This is a genomic window from Paenibacillus sp. FSL M8-0228, assembly GCF_038007385.1.
Lineage (GTDB): Bacteria > Bacillota > Bacilli > Paenibacillales > Paenibacillaceae > Paenibacillus > Paenibacillus polymyxa_D.
The window spans coordinates 2,941,066-2,956,309 of record NZ_JBBOXA010000001.1; the positions used below are offsets into that span (position 1 = coordinate 2,941,066).

The 15,244-nt window shown below is 42.2% G+C and carries 3 protein-coding genes and 3 pseudogenes; all 6 read left to right on the top strand.

What is annotated here, in order from left to right; genetic code table 11:
- The first annotated feature begins 18 nt into the window (after positions 1 to 18).
- The 6 genes and pseudogenes from MKY98_RS12990 to MKY98_RS13015 all read left to right on the top strand — a co-directional run bounded on the left by MKY98_RS12990 (position 19) and on the right by MKY98_RS13015 (position 15,083).
- Positions 19 to 10,128 (top strand): non-ribosomal peptide synthetase, encoded by a 10,110-nt coding sequence (locus tag MKY98_RS12990; RefSeq protein ID WP_069011904.1) that lies wholly within the window; start codon positions 19 to 21, stop codon positions 10,126 to 10,128.
- Between the two features lie 23 nt (positions 10,129 to 10,151).
- The gene (locus MKY98_RS12995; RefSeq protein ID WP_081317595.1) at positions 10,152 to 10,874 is read left to right on the top strand and encodes a thioesterase II family protein; all 723 of its coding nucleotides are present in this window, start codon (positions 10,152 to 10,154) and stop codon (positions 10,872 to 10,874) included.
- A 304-nt stretch (positions 10,875 to 11,178) separates the two neighbouring features.
- Positions 11,179 to 11,931 carry a carbohydrate-binding protein gene (locus MKY98_RS13000; protein ID WP_069011899.1) on the top strand — a complete coding sequence of 251 codons (753 nt, stop codon included), beginning with the start codon at positions 11,179 to 11,181 and terminating at the stop codon, positions 11,929 to 11,931.
- A 143-nt stretch (positions 11,932 to 12,074) separates the two neighbouring features.
- Positions 12,075 to 12,809: pseudogene (locus tag MKY98_RS13005) on the top strand (IS5 family transposase); the annotation flags it as partial.
- A 130-nt stretch (positions 12,810 to 12,939) separates the two neighbouring features.
- A pseudogene (locus MKY98_RS13010) lies at positions 12,940 to 13,326 on the top strand (SDR family NAD(P)-dependent oxidoreductase); the annotation flags it as partial.
- 288 nt (positions 13,327 to 13,614) lie between these two features.
- A pseudogene (locus MKY98_RS13015) lies at positions 13,615 to 15,083 on the top strand (IS5 family transposase).
- Positions 15,084 to 15,244: the final 161 nt, after the last annotated feature.

The window sequence follows — 15,244 nt, forward strand, 5'->3', positions numbered from 1 at the left end:
ATTTAAGGAGGAGTACTTATGAGTGATTTGAAGAAACAAAACATAAAAGATATGTACCGGCTCACTCCTATGCAGCAAGGGATATTGTACCACTATATGATGGATAAAAATTCAGACGCCTACTTTGAGCAGATATCACTTTCTATAAAAGGCATCCTGGACATTGATTGTGTTGAAAAGAGCGTTAATATCATTATTGAAAAGTATGACGCTTTGAGAACAATTTTTTTGTATGAAAATGTAGCCAAGCCCTTACAAGTAGTCATGAAGGAAAGAAAGCTGTCTGTCAGCTATGAGGATATTACCTCCCTTGCCGAAGAACTAAGGGATAGGTATATAGAAGAATACAGGGTTAAAGACAGAAAAAAGGGCTTTGACTTATCAAGGGATATTTTAACAAGATTAAGTGTAATTAAAACAGGCTACCAATCTTATAACATGGTATGGAGCTTTCATCACATCATTATTGATGGGTGGAGTCTCGCAAATATATTTAGAGAATTTATGGAAAACTATGAAGCCCTGATGAATAGCCGGGAGCCGGAGTCAGGAAAGGTATATCCTTACAGCCGCTATATCAAATGGTTGGAAGGCAGAAATCAGAACGAGGCCGCAGATTACTGGGAAACCTATCTTAAAGGTTACGAGCATCAGACAGTCCTTCCCCAAAACGGCAGGTCTGCAAGTGATGATTTCAGGATTGAAGAAACGGAGTTTAAAATATCTGAACAAATAACTAGCGATCTTGAGAAGTTTGCAGCCAAAAACAATACAACCATGAGTACCATTATAAAGACCATATGGGGGATATTATTACAGCGGTATAACAATACCGATGATGTGGTGTTTGGTGAGGTGGTATCGGGAAGGCCTCATGAAATACAGGGAATTGAGAGCATGGTGGGTTTATTTATAAATACCGTTGCAGTAAGGGTGAGTTGTGATGAGGATAAAACTTTTACCGAACTGATCAAAGAGATGCAGCAATCGGTGCTTGAATCTGACCGGTACAGTTTCTATCCTCTGGCGGATGTGCAGTCAAAAACATGCTTGAAAGATGCCTTGATACATCATGTCATGGCTTTTGAAAATTACCCTATGGATGAAGCGGTTAATGCTTCATCCAGTAATGGCATTTTAAATGTAGTTGGAATGGAAATATTCGAGCAGACGAATTATGATTTTGGGATACTCGTTGATGGCGGTAAGGAATTATCTATTAAATTCAGTTACAACTCACTGGTATATGATGGTAATTTCATAGAAAAAATCAAGGGACATTTTCAGTCGGTAATAGAAATTGTAACCGATAATCCCGATATGCATATTAGGAATATTGATATACTCACCGAAGTGGAAAAGAAAGAAATAGTACACTGCTTAAATAATACAACGGAGGAATACCACAGGGAAAAGACCATTCACCAACTATTTGAGGAACAAGCGGTGAAGACACCTGACAATGCGGCAGTGGTGTTTGAGGGTAAGCAGCTAACCTATAGGGAACTCAATGAGAAGTCAAATCAGCTTGCAAGAGTGTTGAGGGATAAGGGAGTTAAACCAGACAGCATAGTGGGTATTATGGTAGAACGCTCACTGGAGATGGTCATAGGTATATTTGGCATACTTAAAGCCGGAGGGGCATATATGCCTATAGATCCTGACTACCCTAAGGCAAGAATCGAATATTTACTCGAGGACAGCGAGATAGGGGTGCTGATTTCCCAAAAGCAATTCCTGAAGAAAGTGGAGTTTTACGGGAAGTATATAGACATAGAAGATGAAAGCCTTTATGCCGGAAACCCTATGAACCTGGAAGTGGTATGTTCACCGCAAAATTTGGCATATATCATTTATACATCTGGGTCTACAGGAAAACCTAAAGGGGTTATGGTAGAACATAAAGGGGTAGCAAATCTGGAGGCGTTTTTCAAGACCCGCTTAAATGTAAGTGAAAGCGATAGGATTATTCAATTTGCATCAATTTCATTCGACGCTGCAGTTTGGGAAATATTTATGGGACTATTGGCAGGAGCAACACTATATATATCTTCAAGCGATATTATCAATGACTATCGAAGATTTGAAGAATACCTAAATGAAAATGAGATAACTATTGCTACTTTACCACCTCCGTATCTGGCAAATCTGGACCCGGAAAAAGTAACTTCCTTAAAGAAGGTAATTGCAGCAGGTTCGGCTTCCACTCCCGAACTTTTAAAGAAATGGAGCAACAGGATTTCATATATAAATGCTTATGGACCTACTGAGACAACCGTATGTGCAACGGTATGGAAAGCAGATGATTGTGAGACGGCCGATAAGTCGGTACCTATTGGTAAACCTATTACCAATACCCGGGTGTTTATAGTTGATGAAAACAATAATCTTAAGCCCATAGGTGTTGAGGGTGAACTCTGTGTTTCCGGGGCAGGATTGGCGAGAGGATACTTGAAAAAACCGGAACTTACCAGGGAAAAGTTTGTACCGAACCCATTTATGCCTGGAGAACTGATGTATAAAACAGGAGATCTTGCAAAGTGGCTTCCTGACGGGAATATTGCATTTGCCGGCAGAAAAGACCACCAGGTTAAAATAAGAGGGTATAGAATCGAGCTTGAGGAAATAGAAGCAGCCCTTTTGAAGCATGCTGATATAAATGAGGCGGTGATCATTGACCGGGAAGATTCAAGTGTAGGCAGGTATCTTTGCGCTTATATAGTGTCTGACCGAGAAGTGACAGTGACCGAAATAAGGGAGCTTATATCTAAAGAGCTGCCCGATTATATGATTCCATCCTATTTTATGAGGATAGCAAAAGTACCGTTAACCATAAATGGAAAATTGGACAGAAAGGCGCTGCCGCTGCCTGATGGAAGAATAGATACAGGAACAGAGTATGCAGCGCCTTCAGGTGAAGTGGAGGAAAGGCTTGCGCTGCTGTGGCAGGACATCCTTGGAATAGAGAAGGTAGGAAGAAATGATAACTTCTTTATGCTCGGAGGACACTCGTTAAAGGCAACAAGCCTTGTAGCAAGAATTCACAAAGAGTTCAATGTAGACATACCTCTTAAGGAAATATTCAAGACACCAACCATCTTAGAAATTGCCAGCTACATTGAAGACTCAAAGGAGAGCCTATATCAGTCCATTCAACGTGCTGTGGATATGGAATATTATCCCATGTCATCCGCCCAGAAAAGACTATATATATTAAACCAGCTTGAAGGAGCTGGAATCGCCTACAATATACCTGGCATAATATTGCTGGAAGGTACTGTTGATAAAGCACGTTTTGAGCAGGCTTTTCATAGTCTGATAGAAAGGCATGAGAGCTTTCGAACCTCCTTCCATATGATCGAGGAAGAGCTGTCTCAGAAAGTCCATGACAAGGCGGACCTAAGTATCATGTACCTGGAAACCAGTGAAGAGAAGGTTCCCGAAATAGTGGAGAAATTCATAAGGCCCTTTGACCTTGGAAAGGCTCCACTATTAAGAGTTGGACTTGTAAAGATTGGAGAAGCCAGACATATTATGGTGTTTGACATGCATCATATCATATCGGATGGAGTGTCCAACGACATACTGGTAAGAGAGTTTATAAGCTTATATGAAGGGAAAATACTTCCTCCACTGCGTATACAGTACAAGGACTACTCAGTTTGGCAGAGGGAATTGTTTGCAGGAGCTGCCATAAGTAAGCAGGAGGAATTCTGGCTCCAGACCTTTCAGGGAGAGATCCCTGTGCTGGATTTATCCACCGACTACCCAAGACCCGCAGTACAAAGCTTTGAAGGAGACTACATCAGCTTTGAAGCTGATAGCGAGCTTGCGGTTAGACTTAACAAGCTTGGATCAGACAATGGAGCTACATTATATATGACGCTTCTTGCTGCATACAATGTGCTGTTATCTAGATACACTGGACAGGAAGATATTATTGTGGGAAGTCCTATAGCTGGAAGGCCTCATGCTGACCTTCAAGACATCATAGGTATGTTTGTAAACACTCTGGCCATGAGAAACCACCCGCAAGGAGAAAAGACTTTTATTGAATTCTTGAAAGAAGTTAAAGAAAATGCTTTGAAAGCATACGACAATCAGGACTATCAGTTTGAAGAATTAGTGGATAAGCTGGACATAAGGAGGGATATGAGCAGGAATCCCCTCTTTGATACCATGTTTGCCATATACAATGTTGGAAAAGCAGAGCTCATAACGTCTGATCTAAGCTTCAAGCCGTACAACAAAGGGATAGAAGGCAGAATATCAAAATTTGACATCACCTTAAATGCATTTGAGACTGAGGATGGTATAGCCTTTGAACTCGAATACTGTACAAGACTGTTTAAGAAAGAAACAGTTGAAAGACTTGGGGCTCATTACATCAATTTGCTGGAAGAAATTGCAGCATACCCCGAAAAAAGGCTTTATGAAATCGAAATGTTATCACAGGAAGAAAAACAGCAAGTATTATACAGCTTTAACGATACTGCTCTCGAATATCCCCTGGATAAAACCATACACCAAATGTTTGAGGAGCAAGTGAAAAAGACTCCTGATCATATTGCAGTGGTTTTTGAAGGTAAACAATTAACCTACCGAGAACTGAATCAAAAGGCAAACCAATTGGCCAGGGCATTAAGAGAAAAGGGAGTAAAGCCTGATGATATTGTAGGCATAATGGTGGACCGCTCGCCTGAAATGGTTATAGGTATAATGTCAGTAATCAAGGCTGGGGGGGCGTACCTTCCTGTAGATCCTAATTATCCATTGGAAAGAAAAAGGTATATGATGGAGGACAGCAAGGCCAAAATTTTACTCACCCAAAATCATCTTATGGATCGTGATGATTTCGATGGTGAGATTATTGATTTATCTGATTATGATTATAATTTTATAAACGATGTGAATATAAAATGTATAAATAAGCCTGGTGATACAGCGTACATCATCTATACCTCTGGCTCAACGGGAAACCCTAAAGGTGTTTGCATTGATAATAAGAGTGTATTAAACCTGGTAGAGGGTCTGTTCCAGAGAATATATAGCAAATATGAATCACCGTTGAATGTTTGCCTCATTGCCCCTTATGTTTTTGATGCTTCGGTGCAGCAGATTTTCGCAGCACTGCTAATGGGGCATGCATTGTACATTGTACCGGAGGAAGCAAGGAAAGACGGTAAAAAGCTGCTGGACTTCTATAGTGAAAATAGGATTGATATTTCGGATGGAACGCCCATACACGTAAATATGATGTTAAATTCTCCTCCTATAGATAATAACCTAAAAGTGAGACATTTTATTATAGGCGGAGATGTTCTTCCATTTGATGCAGTAAAAGACTTCCTAAGCAGATTTGAGGATGTGCAACCTTGCATCACAAATGTTTATGGTCCTACCGAATGCTGTGTGGATTCTACGGAATATTTGATTACTGCGGAGGGGCTTAGTGGATTGGATAATATCCCCATAGGCCGTCCTTTGCCAAACACCAGAGCATACTTACTTGGTAAGAAATTAGAAGTAAATCCTATAGGTATCGCTGGGGAATTATATATATCTGGGGATGGTCTTGCCAAAGGCTATTTAAACAAGACGGGGCTTACTGCAGAAAGATTTGTATCTAACCCGTTTATAAAGGGAGAAAGAATGTATCGTACTGGGGACTTGGCAAGATGGCTGCCTGACGGGAATATAGAATTTTTAGGCAGGATGGACCACCAGGTAAAGATAAGGGGATTTAGAATAGAACTTGGAGAAATAGAGGCTCAGCTATTAAGACATGCTTCAATAAAAGAAGCTGTGGTTATTGTAAAGGAAGACCAACAGAAGAACAAGGATCTGTGTGCATATTTCGTTGGGGAAAATGAACTGACAATAACTGAACTAAGGGAATGCCTTTCAAAAGAATTGCCCGAGTATATGATCCCGGCATACTTCATGCAGCTGGATGAAATGCCTTTGACAGCCAATGGTAAGATAGACCGGAAGAACTTGCCCCACCCTGCTGCTCATTTAAATACTGGAGTAGAGTATGAAGCACCTTCAGGTGAAGTGGAAGAGAAGCTTGTACAATTGTGGCAGGATATCCTGGGGGTTGAGAAAATAGGGAGAAATGATAATTTCTTTGTGCTTGGGGGGCACTCATTAAAAGCAATAAACTTTGCAGCCAAAATTCACAAAGAGTTCAATGTAAATATATCTCTTAAGGAGATATTCAAGCTGCCGACAATTGCAGAAATTGCCAATTACATCCAGGAAGCCCAAGAGAGTATTTATCAATCTATCCAGCCCACTGGAGAAATGGAATACTATCCTATGTCGTCTTCCCAAAGAAGGCTGTATATATTAAATCAGCTTGAAGGAGCAAGGGTGGCATACAATATGCCAGAGTTTATGTTGTTAGAAGGCAGTATTGATATAGAACGTTTTGAGAAAGCCTTAGATCAGCTGGTAAAAAGGCATGAGGCTTTCCGGACCTCCTTCCATATGGTAGATGGTGAACCGGTGCAGAAGGTCCATGATGAGGTGGAATTTAGTATCATGTACATGGAAACCGGCGAAGAAAAAGCCTCAGAAGCAGCAAATGAATTCATAAGGCCATTTGACCTTGGCAAGGCTCCTTTACTAAGAGCAGGGCTCGTAAAAATTAGAGAAGACAGGCATGTCATGATGCTTGATAAACACCATATCATATCTGACGGGGTGTCGGATGAAATACTGGTAAGAGAATTCATAAGCTTGTATGAAGGAATGAATCTTCCAGCACTTCAGATTCAGTACAAGGACTATTCCGTATGGCAGAATAAATTGTTTGCTGACGGCACAATCAGTAAACAAGAAGAATACTGGCTCCAGGCATTTAGGGGAGAAATACCAGTACTTGATATGCCGGTAGACTACCCAAGGCCGGCTATACAGAGTTTTGAAGGCGATATGGTCAGTTTTGAAACAGGCCGGGAACTTGCACATAAACTGAACAAGCTTGCCGTGGATCATGGAGCAACACTGTATATGGTGCTTCTAGCTTCATACAATGTGCTTCTTTTCAAATACACCGGACAGGAAGATGTCGTAATTGGAAGCCCTATAGCAGGAAGGCCACATACAGATTTGCAGGACATCATAGGCATGTTTGTCAATACCCTAGCTATGAGGAATTACCCTCAAGGTAAAAAGAATTTCAGCGAGTTTTTGATGGTAGTAAAAGAAAACGCTCTAAGGGCTTATGAAAACCAGGATTACCCATTTGAGGAACTTGTGGAGAAGCTTAGCATTAAGCGGGATTTGAGCAGAAATCCGCTGTTTGATACTATGTTTGTCTTGCAAAATAAAGAGGCATCAGAATTTAAGATGAATGGGCTAAGGTTCATGCCCTATGATAATGAGTTCAGGGCGTCCAAATTTGATTTGACCCTAAACGCCCAAGAGACCCAGAATAATATTGTATTTGGGTTAAAGTATGCTACTCGTCTGTTTAAGAAAGAGACAATAGAAAAACTTGGGGTCCATTTCATCAATGTACTGGAAGAGATCACAGCTTACCCCGAAAAGATGCTGTCCGAAATAAATATACTATCTCAGGATGAAAAACAGCAAATACTAAATAGTTTTAATGATACAAAGGCAGAATACCCTAGGGATAAGACTCTACATGAGCTGTTCCAAGACCAAGTGGAAAGGACACCTGATAATGTAGCTGTAGTGTTTGAGGACAAGCAATTAACCTACAGGCAGCTCAATGAAAAGGCAAATCAGCTTGCCAGAGCACTAAGAAGTAATGGTGTAAAGCAAAACAGCATAGTTGGAATAATGGTAGAAAGATCCGTAGATATGCAGGTTGGAATACTGGGAATTTTAAAAGCAGGAGGTGTCTATTTACCAATTTCAACCAAAATTCCTGAACTAAGAATAAAAAAATTACTGGAAGATAGTAATGCAACTATGCTGTTGACGCAATCACATTTAGCGGATAAAGCAGAGTTTTACGGTAATATATTACTGCTTGATTCCCCTGAAATATACATTGGAAGTGCTGAAAACCTTGATAAAATAAATAAACCAGAGGACTTAGCTTATATCATTTATACATCGGGATCTACTGGAGTTCCGAAGGGTTCAATGATAGAGCATCGAAGTGTAGTTAACTTGGTTTATGGACTAAGAAAGCTTGTCTATGAAAATTATGATAATTATTTAAATGTTGCCCTTGTGTCCCCTTACTTTTTTGACGCATCTGTAAAACAAATATTTGCGGCTTCTCTCCTTGGCCATACGCTGTTTATAGTTCCTGAGGATACAAGGCTAGATGGTGAGGGCCTTCTAAAGTACTATAACAGGAATTCAATTGCTGTTTCAGACGGAACACCAGCACATATAAAGCTTTTAACAGATACTGCCAGGCCTGGCGAAAGTCTTTCAGTTATGCAGTTTATTATCGGAGGGGAAGAACTTTCATGTAAAGGTATACAAGGTTTCTATGATCGGTTTAAAGATAATAACCCTACTATAACAAACGTTTATGGTCCAACAGAATGCTGCGTAGATTCAACTTATTACCATTTAAGCCGTGAGAAGGTGAGAAATCTAACAAGTATACCTATAGGTATGCCATTGCAGAATTATAAGATATATATACTTAATGAAGACATGAATATCTTACCGGTTAATACAACTGGTGAAATATATATATCTGGAGATGGGCTGGCAAAAGGCTATTTGAACAAACTTGAATTGACTACGGAAAAATTTGTAGCTAATCCTTTCAGCTCTGGAGAAAGAATGTATCGTACCGGTGATCTTGGAAGGTGGCTTCCTGACGGAAACATCGAATTTATAGGCAGAGTAGACCATCAGGTAAAGATTAGGGGCTTTAGGATAGAGCTTGGGGAAATAGAAGTGCAGCTATTAAAGCATCCTTCAATAAAAGAAGCTGCGGTAATTGCAAAGACAGACCAGGAGGGCAACAAGTATTTGTGTGCTTATATAGCAGGGGAAAGTGAATCTACAATATCAGATTTAAGGGCGCTTCTCTTAAAAGAACTTCCCGATTACATGATACCACAATACTTTGTTCAGCTGGAAAAGCTGCCTTTGACAGCCAATGGCAAAATAGATCGGAATAATTTACCCCAAAATGACGGTACTTTAGCTACATCAGTAGAGTATGTAGAGCCTTGCGGTGAAGTTGAGGAGAAGCTTGCACTGCTGTGGCATGATGCCCTTGGAGTACAAAAAATTGGTGTGAATGATAACTTCTTTGAACTGGGAGGATACTCACTGAAGGCAATATCCCTTATAAGCAGAATTTATGAACAGTTAAATGTTGAGGTACCACTAAAAGACTTTTATATGGCCCCAACCATAAAGGAAATTGCCCGTTTTATACACAATACGTACGCCAATGATTATATTACACCAAGTCCGGCAATTCATTTTAATTCAGCAATGGAGAGTCTTATGTTTGCATTCCCTCCAGGAGGAGGAAATGGAATAGCTTATGGTAGTTTATCAAAACAAATGAATGCTTATTCCATATATTCCTTTGACTTTATAGAAAATGAGAGCAGGATGGAGGAGTATGTGAAGGCAATTACTTCTGTCAAACCCGAGGGCCCATATATTCTATTTGGTTACTCGGCAGGAGGTAATCTGGCATTTGAAGTTGCTAAAGTATTAATTGAAACTGGACATCATGTATCCGATATAATCTTTCTGGATTCGGCTAAATCATTTGTCCTTATTGAGGAAGAAAGCGAAGATGCTAAGAAACTTGCTGAGCAACAGGATAAAGAATTTATAGAAGAAAATGAGAAACTTATAAAAGGCATGTTTGGAGATAACCAGGCAGTTATTGAAAAGGCCATTGAAAGAATGAGAAATTATCATAAATACACTAGAAGTGTTATAAACTCGGGACAGATAAACTCCAATATCCATCTTATTATATCACAGCAGCAAGACAATGAAGGTGAAGCTGATTTATGTGAAGGATGGAGAGAGGCAACAACGGGAGAGTTCAAAGTATATAACGGATTTGGCAGTCATTTTGATATGTTAAGTACAGGATATATAGATAAAAATGCGGCTATTATTAAAGAAATATTGGAAGAGATCAACCAATAGTTCAGATATAAGGGGTAGATATAATGGATAAGATTAAATTGTTTTGTCTGCCGTATGCAGGAGGTTCTGCAGCAGTATATAAATATTGGGAACAATACTTGCATGATAGGATTGAGCTTTTCCCGATTGAGCTTGCGGGAAGAGGCAGCAGGATTGGTGAACCGTTTTACGGAAGTGTTGAGGAAGCGCTTGAAGATATACAACGTATTATCATAAGCAACCTTGAAGAACAACCTTATGCGTTGTTTGGCCACAGTATGGGCAGTGTACTTGTATATGAACTTGCCTATAGAATAAAGGAGCTCGGACATCCATATCCTGTCCATATGTTTATTTCCGGCAGATATCCTCCGGGTTTTGTAAGTAAGAAGAAGGTACTCTATGATTTGCCGGATAAGGAGTTTGTGGATGAGGTATTTAAGCTGGGAGGCACGCCCAAAGAGGTTCTGAAAAGCAATGAATTAATGGAGTTGTTTTTACCGATACTCAGAGCGGATTTTAGAATTACTGACACATACAGGCACATTGAAAAAAACACTAAGCTTGACTGCGATATAAGTGTATTGTGGGGAAAAAGAGAAAAGGGAGCCACTATTTTTGACGTTGCAAAATGGCATGATTATACGTCCAAAAGTTGTAAAATTCATATGTTTGACGGGGATCATTTTTTTATACACGATTACAAAAAGGATGTAGCAGCAATAATAAATAGTAGTCTCATCGACTTTGCAGACAATGGTATGTGAAGACTGAAGTTTATTTAAAATTTAATATGAAATCAAGAGGCTAAGTTTTTAGGTTGACTTTAATGACCTGTAGACTTAGCCTCTTTCCAGTCTAATCAAAAATTTGAAGAAAGTAGAACCTACGTCCTATTGGAATTATTTCCATGTTTCTGTATTACCAGAATTGTAATCATTTGTTTAAGCACTTTAATTATGGAATGAACTTGAAGTATTTGTGAAAACAAAGGGGGGAAATAGTGCTGATAAATGTTGAAAATGAGCAACACAGGAAAATATCAGAAGAAAAATACAAGGAGGTTTGAAAATGACTAGCAAAAAGTTTTCTTTTAAAGCCACATCACTTTTGGTAGTTTTAGCAGTATTCTTATCCACCTTTTGCGCAGTCTTGCCGGTGAGCGCAGCCGCTAGGGGAGCATGGGCACCAAATACTGCCTATGCAGTAAATGAGACAGTAACATATAGTGGAAGTACTTATACCTGTCGTCAGGCACATACTTCCCTCGTAGGTTGGGAACCACCTATTGTTCCTGCTTTATGGGAGAAAGGCGGCAGCGGAACTACGCCACCTACAACACCGCCAACAACGCCACCAACAGGTCCTTCAGTAACAAAGCCTTCCGAAGTTCCAAGCCACATATGGACATACACAATGAATGCGGGCGATAAATTCGGTAAAGGCGGAGATTTTGCTTTATTGCTGAGTGCTGTGATCAAAAAGGAAAGCAGCTTTGGAGCAGGCTTACCAGGCAGTCCATCAGCCGGCGACGGATTGATGCAGGTAGAACCAAACACACGTAATGCTTATTTATCTCAATTCAGTTCAAAATTTGTCCCTGCTTATAATCACGGCAGTGAACAAGATCAGGTATACTTGGGCGCCCTGATTTTAAATGAAAAGATTATTAAATTCGGCAATATATATAACGGCTTATTACACTATAACGGAGGAGATTACTGGTATCCGGGAGCTACAGATTCTTATGGCCGTCCTATTCTGGCCAATCAATATGCAGATGCAGTTTACTCTACTTATAAGGGCTATGGCGGTAAGAACTAAGGTGGATTTTAAAAAAAGATAAGCAAAATCGGGCTGAAAAATGCGTTTTTTCAGCCCGATTTTTTTAGGGCCTGTACGCAAACTGTACAACTCGTAGAAATCTAGTAAAATAAGGCACATGAGACGAAGATACGAGTTAACGGATGAAGAATGGAATATAGTTGACCCCCTGTTGCCCCCAGCCCGAAAAAAACAGGGAGGACGTCCGCCCAAGGATCGGCGCCAGATGCTCAATGCCGTGCTTTGGGTTGCTCGAACGGGCGCGCCATGGCGGGATTTACCGAGTTACTATGGCCCTTGGTTTTCAGCCTACAGCTTTTTCTGGCGGCTACAAAAAGCGAATATTTGGGGTGAAATACTGAAGCATGTCGCCATCGAGCCGGATTGGGAGCAGGTCATGGTCGATGCCACCATCGTCCGCGTCCATCAACATGGAGCGGGCGCAAAGGGGGCAGGACCGGCAAGCAATCGGACGTTCGCGCGGAGGATTAACTACCAAAATTCATGCGATGGTGGATGCGCTCGGCTATCCGCTGCGTTTCGAATTGACGCCAGGACAAGACCACGATTCTGTCACCGGCTATCGCCTTCTTCATGAACTGGACTTCTGCCCGGGCGAAGTGTTGGCTGATCGCGCCTACGATACCAATGCCATTCTGGAGCTTTTGCAAAGCCGAGCGATCACTCCGGTTATCCCAAGCAAACGCAATCGGCGGGTAAAGCGCCCGTTAGATTCTGAAACGTATAAAGAGCGACACTTAATTGAATGCTTTTTCAACAAAGTAAAAAACTATCGACGCTTGGCCACTCGCTATGAAAAAACAGCGAACATGTTCATGGCTTTTTTGACGCTGCTTTCAATTCGTTTATGGCTCAAATAGGTTTGCGTACAGGCCCTAGAGAATTGTACAATTAAATTTTTGAATAAGAACAAAGAGAAGGTTCTAAAACAGGCATTCTCTCTAAAAAATATGTACAATATACTATTTGTGAAAAGTTATGTAGATACTCGAGCATTTGAAGTCCAAAGAAGAAGCGGTTATTATCAACACGACTTCGTCACTTGGATTCGTGCCACTGGCGGGTGCTGCTGTTTATAGTGCGACGAAAGCAGCGCTCCATTCCTATACGCTATCCCAACGGTACATGCTTAAAGACACATCGGTGAAAATCCTGGAAATTGCGCCGCCAGGGGTTCAAACGTATTTCAATAACGATCCGAGCTCTATGCTACTAGCATCATTCATTGATGAAACGATGAAGGTACTTGGTACGGATGCGGACGAGGTTCTAGTGGAAGAAGTGAAAGTATTTCGAAACAACCCGGGCCCGAACGAAGGTATTTTTGTGAACCAGTTAAACAATATGATGTTTGAGCCGCCAAAGGGTCATTAATCCGTTTAATACTTAGCGTATATTTTCGTTAATTATCTCAACTCGCTTTTAGAAAATCCTTGATTATCAAGGGCGTGTACATCGAAGACATGTAAACAACGTATTCGCCTTGACAATGAGCCTCGCGGCATCGGAGTCTAAACACGTGCGCCGATGCCCATAGGACACGGTTTACCTAGGGCTTGCTGAACGAATCAAAACTCCAACAGGCACAAGGGTTTAGGGCCTCTTATGTCGAAGGAAAACGGGGCAGCCCCGTGAAAAACCGTGCACTTGGAGGCGTCAGGATTGTATCAGCGAACCGAGAACCAGATGAACCTGCCCGTCGACTTTTTTCTGCCGTTCGGCGGAAAGCTCGCAGAAGATAACCGCTGGGTGCTGCTGGCCCAGATGATTCCGTGGTGGATGCTCGAAGAGAAGTATGCGAAAAACTTCAAGAAAAGCCTCAAGGGCCAAAAAGCCGTTTCGATCCGTATCGCGCTCGGCGCACTCATCATCCAGGAGCGGCTTGGCACCGATGATCGGGAGACACTTCGTCAGATTCTGGAGAACCCGTATCTGCAGTACTTCCTCGGTCTGCCGGAATATCGGTACCGCCGTCCGTTTCATCATTCTCTCATGACGCATTTCCGCAAGCGATTGGGTGGCGAAATTCTGGATGAAGTGAATGAATGGATCGCTCTGGAAGAAGCGCGCAAGTGTCGGATGATTCATCGGACGACGATGAACCTGGCAGCGGAACTGACGCAGCGTCCGGTAAGCCTTCAGAAACGCAGCTACAGCAGATGGAACTGACGAACGAGGGCGAACTGCTGCCGGACGCTACCTGCGCGCCGGCGGATATCGCCTACCCGACGGATTTGTCGTTACTGAATCAGGCCAGAGAAAAGCTGGAGAAGATCATCGACATCCTGCACGAACCGGAACGTGGAAAGACCCGCAAGCCCAGAACATACCGAGAGCGTGCCCGCAAAGCCTATCTGGCGGTTGCCAAGCAGCGGCGCGTGAAGCCGCGCGCGATGCGAAAAGCGATCGGCAAGCAGCTCAGGTTCGTTTCCCGTGATCTGCGCATGATCGCCGAACTCGCCGATATGACGAGCGGCCTGCCGCGGCGTTTGTACAAGGAACTGCTGGCCATTCAAGAGCTTTATCGTCAGCAGCAAACGATGTATGACAAGCGGACACACAGCATATCGGATCGGATTGTCAGTATCGCACAGCCACATGTCAGACCGATCGTGCGCGGCAAAGCCAGGGCAAACGTCGAGTTCGGAGAGAAGCTGGCGATTAGCGTGGTGAACGGCTACGCTTTCCGCGAGCATCTGTCGTGGGATAGCTACAACGAAGGGCAGACATTGCAGGACGCCGTAGAGCGTTACCGCGCCAGATTTGGTTATTATCCCAAAGCGGTGCTGGCCGACCAGATCTATCGAACCCGCGACAACTTGCGCTTCTGCAAAGAGGGAATTCGCTTAAGCGGACCGCAGTTGGGTCGTCCGTCAGCCGATCAGCAGGAGAAAAAGAAAATCGCCAAGACGGATGCAGCCGCACGCAATGCGGTGGAAGGCAAGTTCGGCGAAGGCAAGCGCAGTTATGGGTTTGGCCGTATTCGAGCACACCTTCAGACGACGAGCGAGACCGTGATCGGGCTGCAACTGCTGGTGATGAACCTCGAAAAGAGACTTCGGGTTCTCTTTTTGTCTATTTTGCAATGGCTGTGGTTGAGACTCGCGGTCCGCTTGCTCGTTCCACTGTAAAATGTGACCCGTTCAGCAAGCCCTACCTAGCAAGGTTATCCGATGCCTCTCATTGTAAAGGCACCACTACGCTGAATACGTTGTTTACAGAGTTAAGATATCCCGTAAACAAAGTAACATTATCGGTGAAATTCGTTACTTTGTTTACTATTAATAGCATG

Bases quoted from the DNA above. Each gene is read 5' to 3' on its own strand.
- MKY98_RS13000 (WP_069011899.1), top strand. From the start codon at position 11,179: ATGACTAGCAAAAAGTTTTCTTTTAAAGCCACATCACTTTTGGTAGTT.
- MKY98_RS12995 (WP_081317595.1), top strand. From the start codon at position 10,152: ATGGATAAGATTAAATTGTTTTGTCTGCCGTATGCAGGAGGTTCTGCA.
- MKY98_RS12990 (WP_069011904.1), top strand. From the start codon at position 19: ATGAGTGATTTGAAGAAACAAAACATAAAAGATATGTACCGGCTCACT.